Genomic DNA, 20852 nt, shown 5'->3' with positions numbered 1-20852 from the left:
GATTTTAAAATCAAACAAACAATACGAGTTGTTGTTTCAACCTCTTAATGATGTCATCCGTATATTCAAAGATAAAAAAGTGCCCGCCGTCATAATGAACGATCTGACAGGAAGACGTCGTGTAGGAATTCCATCCTTCCATGTCCTCAACGTTGGCAATTGAGTCATTGATTCCACTGAAAATTACGAGCGGAACGTCAAGAGGTTCTCTTCCTTCAACCGGAACATATGTTTCGACCAATTGAAAATCGGTGCGTAAGATAGGCAAGAACAATTGCAGTAAATCAGCGTTTTCTAGCACTTCTTGAGGGGTCCCCCCCATCGTCACTAATTCCTGTACAAAATCTTCGTCGGACATAAGGTAACGTTTCTTCTCCTCAAATATGTGGGGAGGACGTCGTCCGGATAAAAATGCGCATATCGGCAATGGCAATTTCTCCTTCCGTATCCGATGCATCAATTCGAACGCCAGCAAATTACCCATGCTATGTCCAAACAGTGCATATGGCTGGGAACTGCTCTCTCGTTCTATTTTTTCCAGTAAATCTTCTATAGCTTCTTGCAAGCATGTAAAAGGCCTCTCCTTTATTTTCGATCCCCGTCCCGGAAGTTCCAGCGGGACAATTTCCACTTCGGGTAAGAGAGCTCGTTTCCATTTTAAATAAAAATTAGCTGAACTACCAGCATAAGGAATCGCAAAGAGTTTGATGGGATTCATAATTGTTGCTCCTTTATTTCCATAGTTTCATTCGAGCATATGCAATAATAGCTTTCACTAAAAAACTTTTTTGGGTAAAGCTAGAAAATTCTCTAGTATTGGGGCTGAAATTTATATGTTTGCCCACACAAGGTTTTTCTGTTACGCAATTATGTAATACACCTATCCTCCTTTTTAGTGCAACTATATGTATCTAATGTTAAATGTTGGTCGTTCAATCAGTCAATTAGAAATCTTTACGTGGAACATCAACGTAAGGGGAGAAGATGGTATTCTCATTTGAAAAGCGTGCGTGCTGTAGCAACGATTGGATATCCATTCCTTCATCTTGGTTATCCTGTCCACGAAAGACTCGTGATCCGGATAAAGTTTGTTACACTCGAATATCTGACTAATTTAATTTCGATTTCTTCTTTAGGAAGCAGAGGGTTCTCCCTGTATAGAGACAATCATAATGCCAAGCTCTAGCTGAAGGGGCCAAGTACGTTCCAAACTTGCATGAATCGGACATTTATTTTAAGAGTCGGAACTGCGATGATAGGTCTTTTTGCTCCTAGACTAATCACAAAAAAAAGACTGTATGGATCAAAAATAACAATTCTTAGGAAAGGTTTTCAATCAGACTTCATAGCAAATGGCAGATGCCAGCACGATAACCAAGCGTCTACGTTGCTAGCTAAAGCTGCGGGTTTGACTCTGTTTGGAAAGGAAACGTGGTTTCTCCCGACTCGACTAACTGTGGGTCCGACCAAGAACAAGAAATGGCGCCTGGCAAGAGCCTCACGCTAGGGATATTAAGAATGCAATCTCGTCTTCAACAAATTCCCACGGGATATCGTCCTGCTAAGAAGACACTAGACGTTGTGAATGCAGTCCGTTGGGCGCGCCATCATAACGTGCCGATCCGCATGCGATCCGGACACAACAGTTACGAAGAGTTGTCCGTGGTCGATGATGGAATCATCATCGACATGAGTGATATGCATCGAGGAGACGTCGATCGCAAACGTGGCACAGCCACCGTTCAAAACGGAATAAGGGGAGGGACTTTACACGGCTCCTGGCTCCAATGAAAAGCTTTCCCCCCTCGGAATATCCACTGGGCTGCAAATGTCTAAAGGCGACTTCTTCAGCAAGCTTTCCCATTTTGATGCAAGCGGTTTTCCTTGGTTCAGCCAAAAAACTTCGACAGTTGCTACAACCTTTGCTTCGGGCTGGTTCAGCAAGAAAGGTTATCATTGAAGGCCCCATTAGATCGAGTCTGTAAACCGAGTAGCGGCCACCCAGCCACCTTCTCCCTCGCCATTTAAAAGTGTTGGACCAAACGTCTTTCAGCGGATAGCGGATACCCGATACCAGGATTTCCATCATCCGGCGTTTCATAGAATCACTACCTACCAACACAGCTTCTCTATTTCTTCATGGCCTGGGAGGGGCTGTAGCCAAGGTACCAAATCGCGCAACGGCTTTCTCCTATCGTGGAGCTCTGTATACAATGACGCCCCTTGCAACTTTGGTAAAAGAGGGAAGGGGCAAAACGGGAAACCCGCTGGGCAGAGAACTTTCGCCGAGCTACGTTGCCCTTTACCCTAGGGATTTACGTGAATACGCCAGATCTTTCCATAAAGAACTTGCCTAGGGCATATTACGGCAGTAACTACGATCGACTGACCCGAGTCAAGCCCCGTTATGACCCGGATAATATCTTTACATTTCCACAAAGCATCCCCCTGCCCGTAGTTAGTGTCCACGCATGATAGATAGTGAAAGGGCAACTTACCAAAATACACGCAACAATGACCGATTGACTGACTTCTCTACTACTCCCAAGAAGTAAATCTTCGTATGAAAAAAGCCGAGCAAACGCAGGTACCGTCTCCTGACATTTACACGGCTGGTCATCTGAAATTTCACCTACGTATCAACCGCGCTTTACGGATAACCGCCACGCTGGACTCTCTCACAATCAGCCGCGGCTAGAACTGTACACGTTCATACGCGCCTGTCCGCCTACATACGGAAGGCAGAACAGTTTCACCCTTTCCACACCCCTTTCCTCTTCACATAAATGACTTCTACATGCATGAGCGAAACATTTTCTGATGCAAATCCTGCAAATCGAATATGATTACTTGATCTGCAAACTGATTCGTCATCCCGCAAGCGGACAGTTTATAGCCTGGATCAATCTCATACTGCCGAAAGCACCAAGCAACATCCGATGCCTGCTGCGAGAGCGTGATGGAATTGTCAGGATGTTTTCTAATGGAAAACGATTGCAGGGGGATCGACAGCCCCTTGCCTACTGCTTTGATATAACTTTCCTTCAATGTCCACAGGTCATAGAAATAAGCCAGCTGTTCATCAGGATGTTTCGCAAAAAGATCTTCTACCTCGGTTGATGCAAAAAAACGTTCGGCGAGCTCGAATTCAACCGGACTACAAATTTGCTCTACATCAATCCCCACCTGTGAAACATGCGTGATGCATACCACCCATTCCCCAGAGTGCGAGACATTAAAGCAAAAGCTAGGAAATTGTTTAAAGGAGGGCTTCCCATATGCATTGTAGACAAACTCGATCTGCTCATTCGGAATCTCGCACATCTCAGAAATGAGAGAACGTACCAGGACGTCCGCCAGCAAGGCACGATAGGAATCTTCTAGCCTCCTGTAGCGGCTGACCCGTTCCTGTTTTTCTTTGCTAAGTCCTTGTAGAAAGCTGTTGTACAATTCTGGGTCGATCACAGCAGGACATTTCACAGCGTAAATGTTCATCATGTGAGGCTCACTCTTCTTTCTGACAATGCAAGAGGATCAACTTCCTCTTCTCTGTCCTTTCTATGCTACACGTCGTACAATTTGGCGTTGCTCGATTCGAAAGCCCTTGCAACGTGTCAAGCAACGTATTAGTAGGGGAAGGATGCATAGTGGCCACTCTCTTAAAAGTATCATCAAAACTCAACGCCACATTCTACTATTGAATCTATTTTAAACCATTCTTTAAAATCTCAGAATCCAGACACACAAATACTAGGGATGATTTAGTTCCTTTAGAAAGGCAACAAAGGGATCCGGTTGCCGTTCTTTTTTTGGATTTCGTTTATGTTCAAGTAAACAATCATATAGATGCTTTGCCATGTCGATTATTATCTGTAAATTGAACAAGAATCTTCAATGGGTCCCCAATCTGGTTATGTTCAAATCCATTCTTAGCCGTCCGCTATAAAACATGCTGAAAACATCCACCGCCGATTCTTCCGGCAGAAACCGGTCGATGGACATGAACGTCACTGTCTGGATCGTGCCAGATGATCTTCAAACCCAGCCACTTCTCTACATTTTTCTCTTCCGTGGGTTGGATCAAATCGACTTTCGGAAAAGCATGTGAGCGATCCTCAAGTCGATAAGAATAATGAAAATTCAGACTTTTATTGGTAATGTAAAGCCACGAATCCATTCTTCAATAGCGTAACGTTGTAACAACCTGCATCATAGTCGCACACGAATTTTAAAGTCTCACTGCTGTCCGGATGTCCGAGCGCGAAACCGAACGATTCTCCCAATCGCTCCCCGCTTCTGACCGCACCCTGGCGATAAAACAGCGGTGCCACTTGGTCTGCTTGATTTCGAAAGGCGCGGAGATGTACAGCATCCATCGTGATGTCAATGGAACTCTCGTGCCGGCCGTTCGCACTTGCTGGAGAAATCCTGAGAAATCACGCACTTGACTGCGTTCGACAGATACTGGTCGCAGCACATCCCCCGCCTCCATGGCATAAAGTGTGTTGGCTGATCTTGAATAATCTCGCCGGAAAACTATATAAGAAATAAATTAAATCATAGCACTTGTAACGTCAATATAATTTATAATTTTACGAAAATAATTCACCCACAATCATTTACTACTAAAAAAACCCTCTTACTATCAGTCGTTCATTAGCTCCGTCAAGTAAGTAAAAATGTAAATAACATTAAGCACGATGGATGCTCTTTTTTAATAATCGATCCTTGCTTAGAAGCGATTTCCTTCAGCAGAGATTCGTTGCCTCAGAAGTGATTTCAGTCACGCCATTTTATGAAGATGATCTTTATCCCATCGACCCCTGGCCGCGATTTCTGAATTACAAGGTAGCGGCGCTTAGCTTCCCTTATCGTATTCAACAAAGTAATAAATCTGTTTCGCTTCGTATCTTCTACTGCTTTTGTTTTGGTTTGATCGTTCCACTTATCAGTCCGGCATTCAATCTATGAGTTCTACGTTCGTACTGTCGTGCCAAAAATGCATCCAACGACCGCTCCGATCCAAAAGCGTTCCATCCAAATCAAACAAGCATGCCCTTACCATTGGTACATGCTCCTCCTTACCTGCCCATTTTTTTGGAACTCCGTCTTTTTTCCTATTTTCACCATAATGTTTTTTCTTCTGCAACAATACAAGCCCACTAGCCGTCTGAATAGCAGTCACCAAAAACTACATTGCCATTTTGAGGAGGTTAACATGAAAAGAGCACTAGCCGTATTTTTGTCGGTGTTGATGTTCTTAACGGTTATCCCAGTCGTCGGTGCCGCTTCCACTCCTTCGTTCTCAGACGTTCCACGTAGCCATTGGGCCTACAAGGAAATTACGGAGATGGCGGCAAAAGGGATCATCAAAGGGTACGACAATCGGACATTTAGACCGAACAATGAGGTAACCCGCGCCGAATTTGCAAAAATTATGATCGCAGCAGCAGATGTAGATATAAACAAAAACTACGTCGACCAAACCTTTAAAGATGTACCGCGTCATCACTGGGCATTTCTGTATGTGGAATACGCCAAGCCTTACTTGACAGGTTACAAATCCGGCTCCACTTACACGTATAAGCCAGATCAAGCGGCAGTACGTGAAGACATTGCTGTCGCATTGGTACGCCTGTTGGGCTACGATCAAAAGTACAAAGCTGACATGAATCAATTGAAAAAGTTCCGTGATTACGACAATATTTCTTCAGCACTGCGTCCGTATATTGCGATTGCGATCCAAACCGACTTGATGAAAGGATACAATGGCAATTTCCGTCCACAAGATCCGATTACTCGTGCGGAAGCTGCTTCTCTGCTCTATCGCGCTATTTTGGATCGTGACGATGATGAGAGCAAAATTGTTTTCCCTAACCCTGGTCAACCGCAACCTAAGCCAGAACCAGAGCGAATCAATATCAGCGATTCCTTCTCTGATTCCAAATTGAAAAACTGGGATACAGACAAAGCGACAGGAAACTGGGATGTCGATAGCAAACAAGTGACAGCTACATCTGATGATGATGATCTGGATCACTACCTCCTGCCACTTCGCTGGAATGAGTCTGACAACGTCAAGAATTATGAATTGAGCGTCGATGTGAATGTGGTAGGCAGTGAAGGTTTAGGCGGTCTTTACTTCAACGGTAAAGATGGGAAAGCCAATGTCGTCTTCATCCAAAAAGATCGCGTTGTTTTAGGAAAAGTAAATGACGTTGAAGACGATGATATTGACATCATTACATCCAGCACCTACAAGCTGAAATCAAGCAATCGCTTGAAGGTAACTGTCACCGACAACACCGTTTCCATTTACTTGAACGATCAATACTTATTCGGTCAACAATATGTGAAACAAGAAGGCAAAAAACTCGGTCTGTACCTGCAAGAAGAAGCGACAAAAGGTGCTCCTCGCAAAACGACTTACCTGGACAATTTCTCTTTTAAAGAGACAAAATAAAAGACCCATTTTCCACCCGACAAGCTATCCTGGCCTGTCGGGTATTTTTTCACTCTACTCAACATGCATGTTCTACCAAATGGAAAAAAGATAGCGAAAACGTAGAAATAAACGCATTTCTGATGTTATAATGGTAGCTATTCTTGTCCTGTGAAGGAGCCTTCCTATGTCTTTTTCTGTTAATCAACCGTTTCGCTGGATGGACTCCGGTACCTACCAGGATAGTCCGCTTGAGCCTTTAATCCGTGATGAAGCGTTGGCAGCCAGTATGCAATCTGAATCAGCAACACCTGTCATTCATCTCTGGGTGTACGATCAGGCACTGTATCTCGGCCGCAGAGATGCCAAGCTTCCTCATCTCCAGCAAGCCTTGCGTAAGTTCGGTCAAGATGGCTTTGGTTGTGTTCTTCGCTCGTCTGGTGGAGCTTGTGTTCCGCTTGATGCTGGCGTACTCAATATGGCTTGTTTATTGCCTGACACTTCGATTTCCATTGACTCCTTCTTCTCGTTTGTTGCCCAGCTTCTTGATGTGGGCCTGCGTGATTACGGAAAGCTGGAATTTGGAGAAGTGACGGGGTCCTACTGTGCGGGGGAATACGATTTTTCCATTCACGGTAAAAAAATCGGAGGTATGGCACAAAGACGCACGCGACACGGTTCTATTTTGCAATTATGCATCAACGTCGACGATCGGCCTCGAGGGGAATGGATGGAGCGCTTTTACCATCTCGCCGGCTTGGAAGAAATGCAGAGTCATAAGCCAATTCCTTCCATTGATGCCTCTACCGTTGGCAGCCTTGCGAGTTTGACCGGGAAATTGGCCACTATGGATGATGTAAAAGCACGTCTATTGGACACAATCCGTTCTGAATGGGCTGTATCACCTACCCCCTTTTATGTGCAAAATGAGTTAGTGACAGAGTCGAGGCATCATTTGTCACAGCGATTACACTTATTTTCTTATACCGCAAAAGAACTGGCCGCACCTGACTGGCACTTACCCGAATAACGGGCATTTTACTTACTTTTGATTCTCCAGGTGCTGCCGGTAAAATTCTGGAGGAATTATGAATAGCAATCGAAAGGGGACGTTTCAGGATCTGAATGCCCTTTTTGTTTTTGGGGCGCTTACTGTCTTGATGATTCACATCCTCAGTTTTTTTCTCGCCAATGAGAAGACGTATCCGTGTAATAGTGATTTGCAAGCCGTTCTAATTATCTTATTAAAATTCGGTCGCTCTTTGTTTATATTTGCAACTGGAATGCTGCTGTTTTACTGGTATCAGAACCGACAATTGGATTGGCGTGCTTTCTGGAAAAAACGCTGGCGAGCGGTTATTTTTCCTTACGTAATTTGGACGGCCATCTTCACCTATTTTAAACATCAAACCTTTGACCCGGCCGTGCTGGTTGGGCCGTTTTTCGAAAGTCTGTTTAATGGCAGTTCGTTCTACCACCTGTATTACTTTCCGCTTTACTTGCAACTGTGCTTGTTGTTTTGCCTGATCAAACCGTGGGTGGAACGTTACTTGAATTTCCGTTGGATCATCGCCCTATTTATTGGCCAAGCTGGTCTATACGTTCTCTACCACTATTTGTTCATTACGCCGTTATGGGCGATTGATTGGGCTGCAAACCCACTCCTGTCCCTCATGAAGCACACGTATATTTACGGACAGCATTATGTTTTCATGTACGTATTTACTTTTGCACTCGGCGCTTACGCCGGGATGAATGTGGAAAAATGGCGGACGTGGGTGAAACACCTTCAAATACCTTCTATCGTTGTGATGGCAAGTGCAGCCGTTTGGATGGCGTATAGCTATCTTTCCGGCTCCAAGAGCTATTACGAGAGTATGAATATTTTCGAGCCGCTTTACTTGATATACACACTCTGTGTGATCATCAGCTTTTACCCTGCATCCAGATATCTTGGCAAACTGCCTAAACTCGGCCCGTGGCTTGCCCGGTTGGCCAAACAAAATATGGCTATCTATTTGGTTCATCCGTTGATCTTGTTCTTACTGCAGAGCTACGTCATTCATCGACTAGGCTGGTCGACGCCATCATTGGTTCTCGGCATGTTCGTGATTACACCGTCACTATGTATTTTCCTTTACGAGTTGACGACGCTGTCCTTTTGGTTGAATCGAAAAAAACGGGTGGAAGCCAAACCCATTTTCAAAAATCAAACGTATAAAGCGTAAGAGAGGAACTGGTTTCCTCTAAACTCCTAATGTAAAAGACCACCTGATCTCTCATACTAGAACTAGGGACGATTGTTCCACACCTCGATTACTTGCCTGGCGTAACTGCCGGGCTTTTTTCGTCTTTAGCCCCGCCAGAGCCTTGGCCACGCCAAGTTTTCTAAATGTAGCCCTACCGTTTGTACCTCGCTTACGGTATCATAGAAGGGGACCACAGGCAGTTCTTACTGCTATAGACGACAGAAAGAAAAGGTGGTGGATCTGAATGAATCAAGAGATCCCTTTGTTACATATTCCGATCAAAGATCTCATAATCGCGTCCACAAAGGTCGCACATGTGCAGCTAGGTAATTCGCTTGAGCACGCCCTGCTAGTCCTAATCAAGTCCGGCTATTCAGCCGTTCCTGTACTGGATCATCAATATCGTTTGCATGGGTTAATCAGCACGAATATGATCATGAATAAGACTCTTGGTTTGGAACGCTTCGAGACTGAGCGTATGTCCGAACATATTGTAGATGATGTGATGGATGCGAAGGTTCCTCGATTGCGTGACACCGATGAATTTTTGAAAGCATTAGAAGTATCCATTAATCACCCTTTCGTCTGTATTGAAGACGACGAGCACTATTTCCAAGGAATCTTGACTCGAAAATCGATATTGGCTTTGGTATATCGTCACTTTCGCAATCTGCCCTTTCCTTTGGCTGACCAACAACAGCCGGCAGAATCGTAGGTCACCGTATACGAAAAGACGGGGCAATAAATGCCACCGTCTTTTTCACATTCGTCTGCCTTTCTTCTTTAGACCCATTGGCTCGGCGCTAGGAGTAGATGTTTCCGTTTCTTTTTTTCCGTGAGCAATGCCTGCGCATATTCCAGTGGATGACGGTATGTTTGTTTAAACATCTCCTTCTCCCCTGCTTTGAAAAAAGAATAGCGTTGGTCACGCACATTGACTTCAATTAAATACGGATTGCCTCTCTCGTCAATTCCCATATCCATCCCTAAGTCTGCTAATGATGAAAAATGCCGACCGTACTGCTCCGCAATTTCCACCGCCGCTATGCCAACTCTTTCAATGACAGCTTGTTGTTGTTTCAACTCAGGAAAGATGGGTACCAAAGCTTCCGAAAACGGTACTGCAGTCCCTCCTCGAGAGAGATTACTCAGCTTGTTTTTCGTATTGGCGACCTTGGCAACCATCCCGCTCACAGTCCACTGTTTCTCTTTGTTTTTCTGCACAGAAACACGAATATCAAACGTTTTGCCTCCATAGCGGGCCAAAGGAATTCCTCGCTGGATCAAAAATCTTTTGTTACCAACCCAACGTCGCACCGTGGAGAATATCTGCGAATGAGATAAGATCTGCCGTTTTTTCGAAGCAATGAAGTGATAATTGCCTCCATGCCGTTCAATACGTGCTACCCCAATTCCGACTGATCCAATCGAAGGCTTGACGTACACCACCTGGTACTTATTTAAAAACTGACGCAAATGCTCCATGGAATAAGGCACTGTATGCGGCAGATAGCTGCGAATTTGTTCGTTTTTCCAGAGCATCTGGTGTACTTTCCGCTTATCCCGTACAACCAAGCCATTGAACACCGTTTTCTTTTGGCTCAATCTTCGAATCACATTCCGCGCTTTTGCATCCCCTGTCAAAACACGATTGTGGATGACTCGTGGGATTGAAACAAGTTGTGAGACGAGGCGGTTTCCGTTCCAAAAATATCCCTTGACCCTTTCATCTCCTGGCTTCACATGCCGCGGATGGAAAAAAACAGGCTCCAATCCAAGCTCTTTACCGATTTCGACATAATAAGGCAGACGCTCATATGACTTGATGCCATGAATTCCTTTCTCCAAAAGGGCCCAATCCAACATTATCCCGATTCTGTCCACGTAGATCCCCCTTGCCACATTGCTCTACATAGGGTATGTGCCAGAAAGGGCAAGAGCGTGCCTATTTTTGTACACCTATTGGCGGCCCGACAAAATATTACATTCCCATAGGAATGATGTCGGATGCTGCGCTTGCCCGGGAAAGGATCGCGTTTCGTTTTTTTATTGTCCCCTGCGCTCGATGGCCAGTAAAAATGGGGCTTGGTTTTGCTGATTGATATATTGATATTTTAAAACCAAATAATCCAATTGACTTAGCTCGTGGCAAAATGCTTCCACTGCCTCTTTTTCCGTCTCTCCCGCCGAATGCCCCCAATAAATCATGACTGTCATGATTCCGCCTGGTCTGAGCACCCTCAGCCCTGATTGAATCGCCTGAATGGTACTGCTCGCTTGAGTTGTAATTTCCTTGTCTCCACCCGGCAAATAGCCCAAATTAAACATGATTGCTGCGGCACGAATCTCCAGCTTGTCAATTTCCTCATGACTGGTGAGCTTCATTTCTACTCTGTTCGCCAGACCTTCTCTCTCGAGCCTCTCTCGCGTTTTCTCGATCGCCTGCGGCTGGATATCGAAGGCGATTACTTTCCCTTCTTCTTGCACCAATTGCGCAAGAAATAAGGTGTCATTTCCATTCCCCATCGTGGCGTCTACAACAGTTTCTCCTACTTGTACGCGTTCACGGATTAATTTACGTGCAACTTCTAATACATTTGGAAACAAATTCAACTCTCCTCTCTATGTACACAAACAACGTTATAAATCGATTTGCAGACCGATGCGCGCGGCATAAACTGGACCTGCGACAAAGGCATCGGCCTCCGCGATTACTTGAGTCTCGTCATAGCCGTAAAACAAATGCGTAACTAATAAAGAACGGCAGGATAGGGATTGTGCCAACTCTGCCGCTTGGCGAACAGACAGGTGCCCATTTGGCTTCGCCGGTAAATTGTAATCCAGATACGTCCCCTCGCAAATAAACAAATCCGCGTGGCTTGCAAACGCCTCCCAGGCTGTACCTGGTCCACTGTCCGCTCCATATACGAGAACACGTCCATTTGCTTCTAAACGCATGGCGTAGCATGGATCTCCGTCACCATGGTCTGTCCGTAAAAAAGTGATCACTACGTCCCCAATGGTAACAGACGTTTCATCGGTGATTGGGGTAAATGTGGTCGCATCTCGATACACCAATGACTGAGCATTGATCACTGGCAGCGCTGGTGCGTAGATCGGAAGCGGCTTGTCAGCAGGTCTTTGACCAAATAGCTGATGAACCATCAAACCGTACTGCATCACTCCTACATCCGCAACATGATCATGATGATAGTGAGATAAGAACACGGCATCCAGCTCATAAATGGGCAAATACTTGCCTAACTGCGCAAGAACACCGCTGCCGCAGTCGAGAAGAATTTTGACACGCTCTGTCTCAATCAGATAACCCGGAGTAGCACCCCCTGGGCCAGGATAAGGAGATTGATAGCCTAACATGGTAACGCGCATATTCGGTTCACTCCCTCTCATAGGATGGAATAAGGTGGGACAGGAGGTCTGAGATGCAAGGAACATGGAGAGCCGCATGGCAGATCGCTTTTACGTATATTGGGACAGTCGTAGGAGCTGGTTTTGCCTCAGGCAAAGAAATTGTAGAGTTCTTTGTTCAATATGGAACACAAGGCTTGGTAGGCATCATTCTGGCGACAACGCTGTTTATTTGGGCCGGCATCCGCGTCATGCTGATTGCCTATCGGATTCAGGCCGATTCCTATCAAGAAGTCAGCACCTATTTATTTGGGCATCCGTTTGGAACTGTTTTTAATACCTTGCTTTTAACCGTATTGCTAGGCACTACCTCCGTTATGCTCGCTGCTACGGGTGCGATCTTTTGGGAGTCATTTCGATTATCTCCCCAAATCGGCATTTGGTTTAGCATGATTTTGATTTTTTTCGTGACGAAAAAAGGGCTGTTTGCCATCCATCATGTGAACAGCATTTTTGTTCCGATGCTCATTGGCTTTACTGTACTTGTCTTCCTATATACGAAGCCATGGTTAGATACGAATGTCGTCGTTGAATCGTTACGACCTTGGGCGTGGCTTAGCTCTCCCTTTTATTATGTTGCCTTAAATGTCACACTTACACAAGCGGTTTTGATTCCGATGGGCAGACAGAGTACCAAGGAGAAACCGCTTATCCTAGGGGGAATCATAGGAGGTTTGGGAATAGGCCTTCTGCTTTTGCTCGCTTACGCTTCTCTCTCTGTAAAAATGCCGGGAATCCATCACGCGGAAATGCCCATGATCGCTGTGCTGCAAGGCTTGGGACCAACTATTCCCTTTTTGTTCTCCCTATTGGTGTATGCTGAAATTTTCTCAACTCTTGTGGCCAACGTTTTTGGTCTAGCCCAACAAATTAGACAAGTTACCCCCCTTCGAGGTCCGACTATTTTACTCGGGATTTTGCTCATTTGCTATTTGATTAGTTTTATTGGGTTTAGCTCACTACTCCGTTTCCTGTATCCACTCTTTGGTCAATTGGTTGTCTTTTTCCTCGTCATGCTCGTGTACAGGCAGTGGCGCGATCGCGTGTAACAAAAAAACCTCTCCCGTTAAGGAGAGGTTTTTCACTCTATCAAACTTAAGCAAATTCTTTAACCAATTTTTCGAAGTCTTCTTCAGACAAACGAATGTCTTGGTTAACCAAACCTTCTTCTTTGAAGCCATTTACGAGAGCTTCGTAAGGTTTTTGCTCAGTGTTTTGGTAGATCAGACCTGTAATCAGGCCTTTGTATTGCATAGAAGTAGACATTGCTTTGATACGGTCATGTGCATCGTATCCTTCGATCGTGTCTACTGGTACGATGTTCTCTTTGAACCAGTCGTACGTATTAACCTTGTTGTAGGTTACACAAGGGCTGAATACGTTGATCAAGGAGAAGCCTTCGTGTTGGATACCTTTTTCGATCAGTTCAGTCAAGCCCTTCAGATCGCTGGAGAAGGATTGAGCAACGAATGTCGCACCTACAGACAGCGCCAGTTCAACTGGAGAAATGGAGGACTCGATGGAACCTGCCGGTGTAGACTTGGTCACGAAACCAGTCGCGGAACGCGGGGAGGTTTGACCTTTTGTCAGACCGTAGATTTGGTTATCCATTACGATGTACGTAACGTTCATATTACGACGGATAGCGTGTACAGTATGGCCCATACCGATCGCGAAACCATCCCCGTCTCCACCTGCTGCGATAACTGTCAGCTCGCGGTTCGCCATTTTCACACCTTGTGCGATTGGCAGGGAACGTCCGTGAATACCGTGGAAACCATAACAGTTGATGTAGCCGGAAATACGACCAGAGCAACCGATACCGGAAACAACCGCCAGATTTTCAGGTTCCAGACCTACGTTCGCTGCAGCGCGTTGAATAGCCGCTTGAATGGAGAAGTCTCCACAGCCTGGGCACCAGTTTGGCTTTACGTTATTTCGAAACTCTTTCATAGTCGCCATGTTTTACCAGCTCCTTCACTTCAGCATAGATTTCCTTCGGCAGGAATGGGTTACCGTCATATTTGAGCACGGATTCGATTTTTTCAGCGTTTCCAACGTGTTGTTTGAGCAAGCTTGTTACTTGCGCTTGAGCGTTGTGCTCAACAACAACAACTTTCTTCGCTTTATCTACCAGTGCTTTGATTTCTTCAGTTGGGAACGGATGCAGCAAACGAATTTGTGCATGGTTTACTTTCATTCCCTCTTGTTCCAGACGGCCTTTTGCTTCTTGAATGGTACCGATTGTGGAGTTGATACCTACAACCAGAACATCCGCTTCAGCGTGAGGAGCATCTGCTGTTACAGCGCCTTTGAAGTTTTTCAGGACGCCTTCCATTTTGCGCATACGTTTATCCATTTGTTGAATACGGTTTGCAGCATTCTCAGATGGACGACCAGTTTGATCATGCTCAACACCAGTTACGTGGTGCAGACCGTATTTTTGACCAGGAATTACACGAGGAGAAACGCCGTCTTCTGTTACTTCATAACGTTTGAACAGGTCGTTTTGCTCTTTTTCTGGCAATTCTTGTCCAGCAAGCAGTTTTCCGCGGCGGATTTCTACTTTGCTGTAGTCAAATGGAACAACAGTTTGTTTACCCAAGGACAGCGTCAAGTCTGTCATCAGGATAACAGGCAGTTGGTATTCTTCCGCAATGTTAAACGCTTCAACTGCATCGTAGAAGCACTCTTCTACTGTGCTTGGCGCGATAACTACTTTTGGAATGTCACCATGTGTACCGTAGATCATAGCATTCACATCGGACTGCTCGATTTTGGTAGGCATACCAGTAGATGGGCCACCACGCTGCGTGTTCACGATAACAACAGGTTGCTCCGTGATACCAGCCAGACCAATTGCTTCCATCATCAGAGACAGACCAGGACCTGCAGAAGCAGTCAAGGAACGAGCACCCGCGAAGTTAGCACCGATTGCCATCGTAATAGCAGCAATCTCATCTTCTGTTTGGATAACAGTACCACCCAATTTAGGCAGCTTTTTAATCAAGTATTCCATTACTTCGGAAGCAGGTGTGATCGGGTAAGCTGGCATGAAACGGCAGCCTGCTGCTACAGCACCCAGAGCGATCGCATCGTTACCGATGAGGAACAGTTGTTTTTGTGGATCAGCCTTTTCCATTTGGAACTCAGGCAGTTGACCACCAGTCAATTCATTTACAAAATCAAAACCGCGGCGAATGGCATCCATGTTCTTTTCAACCACTTTTTCGCCCTTGCGGAGGAACATATCTTCAACGATGGGACGGTAGCTTTCCACTGAAATGCCAAGGATGGCACTGGAAGCACCAATCGACACCATGTTTTTCATCAGGGAAGTTCCCAGCTCATCAGCGATCTCAGTCAGTGGTACAGTGAAGAAGCGAACTGGCTTTAGGCCGTCCGGCAACTTTGGATTAAATTTCGCATCCGCGATAATGATACCGCCTTCACGCAGCTCATGCGCATTGAAATCGATCGTCTCTTGGTCAAACGCTACGAGAATGTCCAGATCGTCAGAGATCGCACGCATTGGCGTTGTGCTCACGCGAATTTTATTGTTCGTGTGTCCACCCTTAATACGGGAAGAGAAGTGACGGTAGCTATACAGATGGTACCCCATCCGGTTCATCGCCATCGAGAAAATCTCACCAGTACTCTCGATGCCCTCCCCTTGCTGTCCTCCAACTTTCCAGGAAAGTTGACTAATCATTCAGATTCCACCCTTTCAGTGACTGTGAGAAAAGCTGCCTATCACACCTTGAAAAGACTGATAAGATGTGACATTTCTGTGCATAGACAGTAACAATTGTAGTCCTGTCCATGTCAAATTGCAAGTGCTTTTACTCAACTTACTTTTGACCTGAATTTTAATGTTGAACTTGGTACATTAATATCCTCATGCTTTATTGTAGCACGTTTCCGAAAACACGCAACCAATTTCCTTGCACAAATTTCAATACTTCCGCCTCTTTATAACGTTTTAACAAAGCTTCTAGTAACTGGGAATAATCTGCTGCGGATACCATGTCTCCAAACGTCTCGGTAATCCCATCGAAATCGGAGCCAAAACCTACGTGGTCTACGCCACCCAATGCGCAGATGTGATCCAAGTGGCGCAGCAAGTCATCGATCCAGACCGTGCGCTTCTCCGATACGGTAAAGAAGTCTACAAACGTCAAGCCGATCGCCCCATCCTTGGCGATTAACGCTCGAATCTGCTCGTCCGTCAAATTACGAGAGTGATTACATATGCTTCTCACGTTCGAGTGTGAAGCGATCACTGGTGCGCTCGAGCATTCTAGTACATCCCAGAATCCTGGATCGGCCAAATGCGAAACATCAATGATCATCCCCAGCCGATTCATTTCTTCTATGACTTCTCTTCCAAATGAAGTAAGTCCCCCTGGATTTGGCTCTCCATTTCCACTCGCTAGGGCATTGCCATGATTCCAGGTCAGCGTCATTCCTCTTATACCAAGCCGGAACCACGTACGTAGCTGAACGAGGCTCTCTTCTAATGCATGCGCGCCTTCTACAAACAGAATAGCCCCTTTCTGTCGCTTTAATACGCATTCAGCCAAATCTGCCTTCGTGAAAATGGGCCGGAATTTATCACTCGCCACCTTTTGATAAAAAATATCGATCATTTCTAGTACAGTATGGAAACGTCGTCCAAACGGCACCTGAGAAGGGACGAAACAGGCAAGCACTTGTATGTCTACATTCCCTTTTTCAAGAGCAATGAAACCAGATTGCAAGAGCTTGTCTTCTTTATAAAAGTCCAGTTCGGGATTCTGCCATATCTTCCATAATACATCGCAATGCGCATCAAAGATTTTCATATGGAAACGCTCCTTCTCTTCGATAACTTCGGAGGTCATACTTCTGGAAAAACGAAAAAACCTGTTCATTCTTCGAACAAACAGGCAGGTGAAGCATTTGCAGTTGTATCATCTGGGTTCTACGATTAACTTGATTGCAGTTCGTTCTTCTCCATCAATCACGATGTCGGTAAAGGCTGGAATACAAATGAGGTCAACTCCACTCGGCGCTACGAACCCTCGTGCGATTGCTACTGCCTTCACAGCTTGATTAAGCGCCCCAGCGCCAATGGCTTGGATCTCAGCCGCGCCTCGTTCACGAAGAACTCCGGCAAGGGCACCAGCAACGGAATTGGGGTTAGACTTTGCTGAAACTTTTAATACTTCCATCCTTTTTGAACCTCCCGTCTGATAGGAATCCTGTCATCATTAGAATGATATTCGCATAACCCCTAAAAATTCCTGCTAACTTGCTTGAAAGATTCAAAAAATTCTAATCTTATTCCCATTATTCCATAAACGGGTGGTCAGAGTCAATTCTGATTCGTTCCATTTTTTTCGCATGCCCAGTCGTTTTATCTAGGGTAATCAGCACCGCATTCAACTGCGCTGGATCTGGCGCTACCTCAAATCGAACAGGGAGCTGCGTCAAAAATTTCTTAATAACAGCTTCGCGTTCCATCCCCAAAATGCCGTTACTTGGGCCACACATTCCTACATCACACAAAAATCCGGTTCCTTGAGGCAAAATACGTTCATCAGCGGTTTGCACATGGGTATGTGTCCCCACGACCGCTGTTACCTTCCCATCGAGGTACCATGACATTGCTTGCTTCTCCGATGTGGCTTCGGCATGAAAGTCTACAAAAATGAACTTCGTGCGCTTCCGGGCTTGCTCTACTAACTTGTCAGCCATTTGGAACGGACAGTCGAGCGGTGGCAAGAACGTACGCCCCATCAAATTAATAACCGCTAGTTCCCCTTCAGATTGCTTGATATATGTAATCCCTTTTCCAGGAGCCCCTTCTGGGAAGTTAGCGGGTCTAATCATCCGCGGCTCATCATCAATAAAATCGAAAATTTCTCTTTGGTCCCACGTATGATTCCCGAGCGTAATCGCGTGAACACCCCACTCGAAAAGCTCCTTGGTAATTTTCTCTGTGATCCCGCGACCATGCGCGGCGTTCTCTCCATTCGCTACGATAAAGGTAGGGCTGTATTTTCGTTTCAGTAACGGCAGATATGTTTTCACGATCTCTCTGCCAGGCGAGCCCATAATATCTCCAATAAATAATAACTTCATTACCAAATCACCTCATTGCTAGTATACACAATTCCTCTGCTCATTAGAAAACTTGACTTCGTCAAGTCATTGGTATGCTACAAAAAAAGTAAAGTGGCACGCAGCCACTTTACTTTGCATACTCAACTGCCCGTGTTTCACGGATAACCGTTACTTTAATATGACCTGGGTAGTCAAGTTCATTTTCAATTCGTTTCGTGATATCCCGTGCCAGACGGGTAGCTTCCGCATCGTCAATCTTATCAGGTTGAACCATCACGCGAATTTCGCGTCCTGCTTGAATCGCATAAGACTTTTCTACGCCATCGAACGACTCAGAGATTTCTTCCAGTTTCTCCAAACGTCTGATATATGTTTCCAATGTCTCACGGCGTGCACCTGGGCGTGCGGCAGACAGAGCGTCAGCAGCTCCCACGAGCATAGCAATGACGGAAGTTGGTTCGGTATCACCGTGATGAGACGCAATACTGTTCACTACTACGTGATGCTCATTGTACTTCTTAGCCAGTTCTACACCGATTTCAACGTGTGAACCTTCTACTTCATGGTCAATCGCTTTTCCGATATCATGCAGCAAACCTGCACGTTTGGCCAGCTTCACATCTTCTTTCAGTTCTGCCGCCATTAAACCGGCGAGATGTGCCACTTCCATAGAGTGCTTCAGTACGTTTTGACCGTAGCTTGTACGATAACGCAATCGTCCGAGAATCTTGATCAGATCCGGATGCAAGCCGTGAACGCCTGTTTCAAACGTTGCTTGCTCACCGTATTCACGGATTCGCTCGTCTACTTCGCGACGCGCTTTTTCCACCATTTCCTCGATGCGAGCTGGGTGAATGCGACCGTCTGCGACCAGTTTATCCAACGCTGTCTTGGCGATTTCCCGACGAATCGGGTCGAAGCCAGACAGGATGACTGCTTCTGGCGTATCGTCAATAATCAGATCGATACCAGTCAACGTTTCCAGAGCACGAATGTTACGTCCTTCGCGTCCGATAATACGTCCCTTCATCTCATCATTTGGCAGCGTAACCACAGAAACGGTTGTTTCTGCTACGTGGTCTGCTGCACAACGTTGAATGGAGGTCGTAATGATCTCACGAGCACGCTTGTCCGCTTCTTCCTTGGCCTGAGTCTCAATCTCCTTGATCATCACAGCCATTTCGTGACGGACAGTATTCTCCACATCTGTGAGAATGATCGTCTTCGCCTCATCCTGCGTCAAGCCGGAGATTCGTTCTAGCTCTGATACTTGCTCTTTATATAAGTGCTCTACCTTGCTTTGCAGTTCTACGATGGCACGGTCACGCTCAGACAATTCTTCTTCTTTGCGTTCCAACTGTTCCATCTTGCGGTCCAACGATTCTTCTTTTTGTAGAATTCGTCGTTCCTGACGCTGGATCTCATTGCGTCTCTCACGCAATTCCGTTTCTGCTTCGGATCGAAGCTTGAACACTTCATCCTTTGCCTCCAGCACCTTCTCCTTCTTAACGGCCTCGGCGTCCCGTTTGGCTTCCTCCACGATCTGTCGTGCAGCTTCTTCTGCACTGGAGATCTTCGCTTCCGCAATCGATTTACGAGTGAAGTAGCCAGCACCCAAGCCGATCAGCAGGGCAACGAGCACAATGACAACAGTAATTATAGGATCCATAGGCTTTTTCGTTTCACCTCCTTATTGTAAGACATCTCCCCGCTTTCCAAGCATTTGTTTTTCATGGAGTGCTCTCACATTTGAACATTCGGCTAAAAAACAAGACTGATTTTACTCGGTCCTCTGAACCCGTACTTCTCTCGCACGGTTGTTCAGTTGTTTCATAGGCAACGAGTGAGCAAATCACAAAAGTTATGATACACCAAGTAAATACAAACCTATTTTATTATTTGTGAACAAGAATTGTCAAGATCATGCAAATAGAGTTGGCCCTAACTATCGCTTCTATGACGCAATTCTTCACGCATTTGTTGAATGATCGCATGAGAGAATCCCTTGCGCATCAGCATGGACAGCAGCTTGCGTTCTTCGTCGGGATTCGGTATGCCCTCTATGCGTCGCGCCTTCTTCTCTATCAATGCGCGGGCAGCATCGAGTTCAGCCTGCCTAGACACGCCACCTATTGCGTCCTCTACAATCGCTCTGTCCACTCCACGCTGTGTAAGCTCCATACGCAGCATATACGGGCTCCTCGGCTTCAAACGCAATCGCTCGTCCACCCATTGCTTCGCAAATGCTTCATCATCGATGTAGCCGTGATCCTTGCAGCGCTGACATATCTCTTCTGCAATCTGCGTAGAAAATCCCTTCTCTACTAAATAAGAATGCAGCTGACTGCTTGTCCGTGGGCGTATACCGAGGTATCGCAAAGCACCTAAATACGCTTTATGCTTTTCTTCCGCCATCAGGACTTCTCGGCAAAAAGCTTCATCTAATTCTGTTCCCTTAAATAAGTTGTACTTTACCAGTATGTCTTCGTGTACGGTAATGGCATACTCGCCCTCTACATCGATATGATAGCGTTGCTTTTGTTTGATATCTCGATGAACGGCAGTGATCAGGCCGCTCTTCATGATGAGTCACTCCTTCGCAAAGCTAAAATAACAGCCTGTCT

Annotated in this window: 21 protein-coding genes; 7 read left to right on the top strand and 14 right to left on the bottom strand. The window is 45.7% G+C overall.

Features of this window, described 5'->3' with window-relative positions:
* Positions 1-10: 10 nt before the first annotated feature.
* Entirely contained in the window at positions 11-718 is a 708-nt protein-coding gene (locus tag E8L90_RS06120) for a thioesterase II family protein (RefSeq protein WP_137028437.1), read from the bottom strand.
* An 800-nt stretch (positions 719-1518) separates the two neighbouring features.
* Here E8L90_RS06120 and E8L90_RS06110 point away from each other — a divergent pair.
* Together E8L90_RS06110 and E8L90_RS06105 are read left to right on the top strand one after the other, a co-directional pair.
* On the top strand, positions 1519-1791 hold the full coding sequence (locus E8L90_RS06110) for an FAD-binding protein (protein ID WP_162309042.1): 273 nt from the start codon (positions 1519-1521) through the stop codon (positions 1789-1791).
* A gap of 528 nt (positions 1792-2319) precedes the next feature.
* Entirely contained in the window at positions 2320-2475 is a 156-nt protein-coding gene (locus E8L90_RS06105) for a BBE domain-containing protein (RefSeq protein ID WP_244297164.1), read from the top strand.
* Between the two features lie 19 nt (positions 2476-2494).
* Here E8L90_RS06105 and E8L90_RS31060 read toward each other — a convergent pair whose 3' ends face one another.
* From E8L90_RS31060 to E8L90_RS06090, 3 genes are all read right to left on the bottom strand, one after another.
* Positions 2495-2620 (bottom strand): hypothetical protein, encoded by a 126-nt coding sequence (locus tag E8L90_RS31060; RefSeq protein ID WP_279633646.1) that lies wholly within the window; start codon positions 2618-2620, stop codon positions 2495-2497.
* Positions 2621-2793: 173 nt separating this feature from the next.
* Positions 2794-3498 carry a 4'-phosphopantetheinyl transferase family protein gene (locus tag E8L90_RS06100; protein ID WP_137028436.1) on the bottom strand — a complete coding sequence of 235 codons (705 nt, stop codon included), beginning with the start codon at positions 3496-3498 and terminating at the stop codon, positions 2794-2796.
* A 730-nt stretch (positions 3499-4228) separates the two neighbouring features.
* On the bottom strand, positions 4229-4477 hold the full coding sequence (locus E8L90_RS06090; RefSeq protein ID WP_137028434.1) for a hypothetical protein: 249 nt from the start codon (positions 4475-4477) through the stop codon (positions 4229-4231).
* 741 nt (positions 4478-5218) lie between these two features.
* On the opposite strand from E8L90_RS06090, the gene E8L90_RS06085 reads away from it, so the two are divergent.
* The 4 genes from E8L90_RS06085 (at position 5219) to cbpB (ending at position 9406) form a co-directional block, all read left to right on the top strand.
* Complete coding sequence (locus E8L90_RS06085) at positions 5219-6463, top strand: S-layer homology domain-containing protein (RefSeq protein WP_137028433.1); 1245 nt, start codon at positions 5219-5221, stop codon at positions 6461-6463.
* Positions 6464-6629: 166 nt separating this feature from the next.
* The gene (locus tag E8L90_RS06080) at positions 6630-7472 is read left to right on the top strand and encodes a lipoate--protein ligase family protein (RefSeq protein ID WP_137028432.1); all 843 of its coding nucleotides are present in this window, start codon (positions 6630-6632) and stop codon (positions 7470-7472) included.
* A gap of 58 nt (positions 7473-7530) precedes the next feature.
* Positions 7531-8670 carry an acyltransferase gene (locus E8L90_RS06075; RefSeq protein ID WP_137028431.1) on the top strand — a complete coding sequence of 380 codons (1140 nt, stop codon included), beginning with the start codon at positions 7531-7533 and terminating at the stop codon, positions 8668-8670.
* 265 nt (positions 8671-8935) lie between these two features.
* A complete protein-coding gene (gene cbpB / locus E8L90_RS06070) occupies positions 8936-9406 on the top strand; it encodes a cyclic-di-AMP-binding protein CbpB (RefSeq protein WP_137028430.1) in 471 nt (156 codons plus the stop codon).
* 68 nt (positions 9407-9474) lie between these two features.
* On the opposite strand, the gene E8L90_RS06065 is transcribed toward cbpB, so the two are convergent.
* The 3 genes from E8L90_RS06065 to E8L90_RS06055 form a co-directional block, all read right to left on the bottom strand.
* Positions 9475-10575, bottom strand: a complete 1101-nt coding sequence (locus E8L90_RS06065) for a YheC/YheD family endospore coat-associated protein (RefSeq protein WP_137028429.1) — start codon at positions 10573-10575, stop codon at positions 9475-9477.
* 162 nt (positions 10576-10737) lie between these two features.
* On the bottom strand, positions 10738-11298 hold the full coding sequence (gene mnmM / locus E8L90_RS06060) for a tRNA 5-(aminomethyl)-2-thiouridylate-methyltransferase MnmM (protein ID WP_137028428.1): 561 nt from the start codon (positions 11296-11298) through the stop codon (positions 10738-10740).
* 33 nt (positions 11299-11331) lie between these two features.
* Positions 11332-12081: an MBL fold metallo-hydrolase gene (locus tag E8L90_RS06055; RefSeq protein WP_137028427.1), complete on the bottom strand. Its 750-nt coding sequence runs from the start codon at positions 12079-12081 to the stop codon at positions 11332-11334.
* Between the two features lie 53 nt (positions 12082-12134).
* On the opposite strand from E8L90_RS06055, the gene E8L90_RS06050 reads away from it, so the two are divergent.
* Positions 12135-13169, top strand: a complete 1035-nt coding sequence (locus tag E8L90_RS06050; RefSeq protein ID WP_137028426.1) for a YkvI family membrane protein — start codon at positions 12135-12137, stop codon at positions 13167-13169.
* Positions 13170-13215: 46 nt separating this feature from the next.
* Here the strand turns inward: E8L90_RS06050 and E8L90_RS06045 are convergent, their stop codons facing one another.
* The 7 genes from E8L90_RS06045 to E8L90_RS06015 all read right to left on the bottom strand — a co-directional run bounded on the left by E8L90_RS06045 (position 13216) and on the right by E8L90_RS06015 (position 20811).
* Positions 13216-14082: a 2-oxoacid:ferredoxin oxidoreductase subunit beta gene (locus E8L90_RS06045; protein ID WP_087346699.1), complete on the bottom strand. Its 867-nt coding sequence runs from the start codon at positions 14080-14082 to the stop codon at positions 13216-13218.
* Positions 14054-15832: a 2-oxoacid:acceptor oxidoreductase subunit alpha gene (locus tag E8L90_RS06040; protein ID WP_137028425.1), complete on the bottom strand. Its 1779-nt coding sequence runs from the start codon at positions 15830-15832 to the stop codon at positions 14054-14056. The genes E8L90_RS06045 and E8L90_RS06040 overlap by 29 nt, the downstream gene beginning before the upstream one ends.
* A 193-nt stretch (positions 15833-16025) precedes the next feature.
* The gene (locus E8L90_RS06035; RefSeq protein WP_137028424.1) at positions 16026-16964 is read right to left on the bottom strand and encodes a dipeptidase; all 939 of its coding nucleotides are present in this window, start codon (positions 16962-16964) and stop codon (positions 16026-16028) included.
* A gap of 108 nt (positions 16965-17072) precedes the next feature.
* A complete protein-coding gene (spoVS, locus tag E8L90_RS06030) occupies positions 17073-17333 on the bottom strand; it encodes a stage V sporulation protein SpoVS (RefSeq protein WP_003385776.1) in 261 nt (86 codons plus the stop codon).
* A 118-nt stretch (positions 17334-17451) separates the two neighbouring features.
* On the bottom strand, positions 17452-18246 hold the full coding sequence (locus E8L90_RS06025) for a TIGR00282 family metallophosphoesterase (protein WP_137028423.1): 795 nt from the start codon (positions 18244-18246) through the stop codon (positions 17452-17454).
* Between the two features lie 109 nt (positions 18247-18355).
* A complete protein-coding gene (gene rny / locus E8L90_RS06020) occupies positions 18356-19897 on the bottom strand; it encodes a ribonuclease Y (RefSeq protein ID WP_137028422.1) in 1542 nt (513 codons plus the stop codon).
* 272 nt (positions 19898-20169) lie between these two features.
* Positions 20170-20811, bottom strand: coding sequence for a RecX family transcriptional regulator (locus E8L90_RS06015; protein WP_137028421.1), 642 nt, complete (start codon positions 20809-20811; stop codon positions 20170-20172).
* Between the last annotated feature and the right edge of the window lie 41 nt (positions 20812-20852).

The sequence above is a fragment of the Brevibacillus antibioticus genome, from assembly GCF_005217615.1.
GTDB classification, from domain to species: Bacteria; Bacillota; Bacilli; order Brevibacillales; family Brevibacillaceae; genus Brevibacillus; species Brevibacillus antibioticus.
Note: the sequence above shows the minus strand (reverse complement) of the source record. Positions and strands in the feature narration are given on the sequence as shown.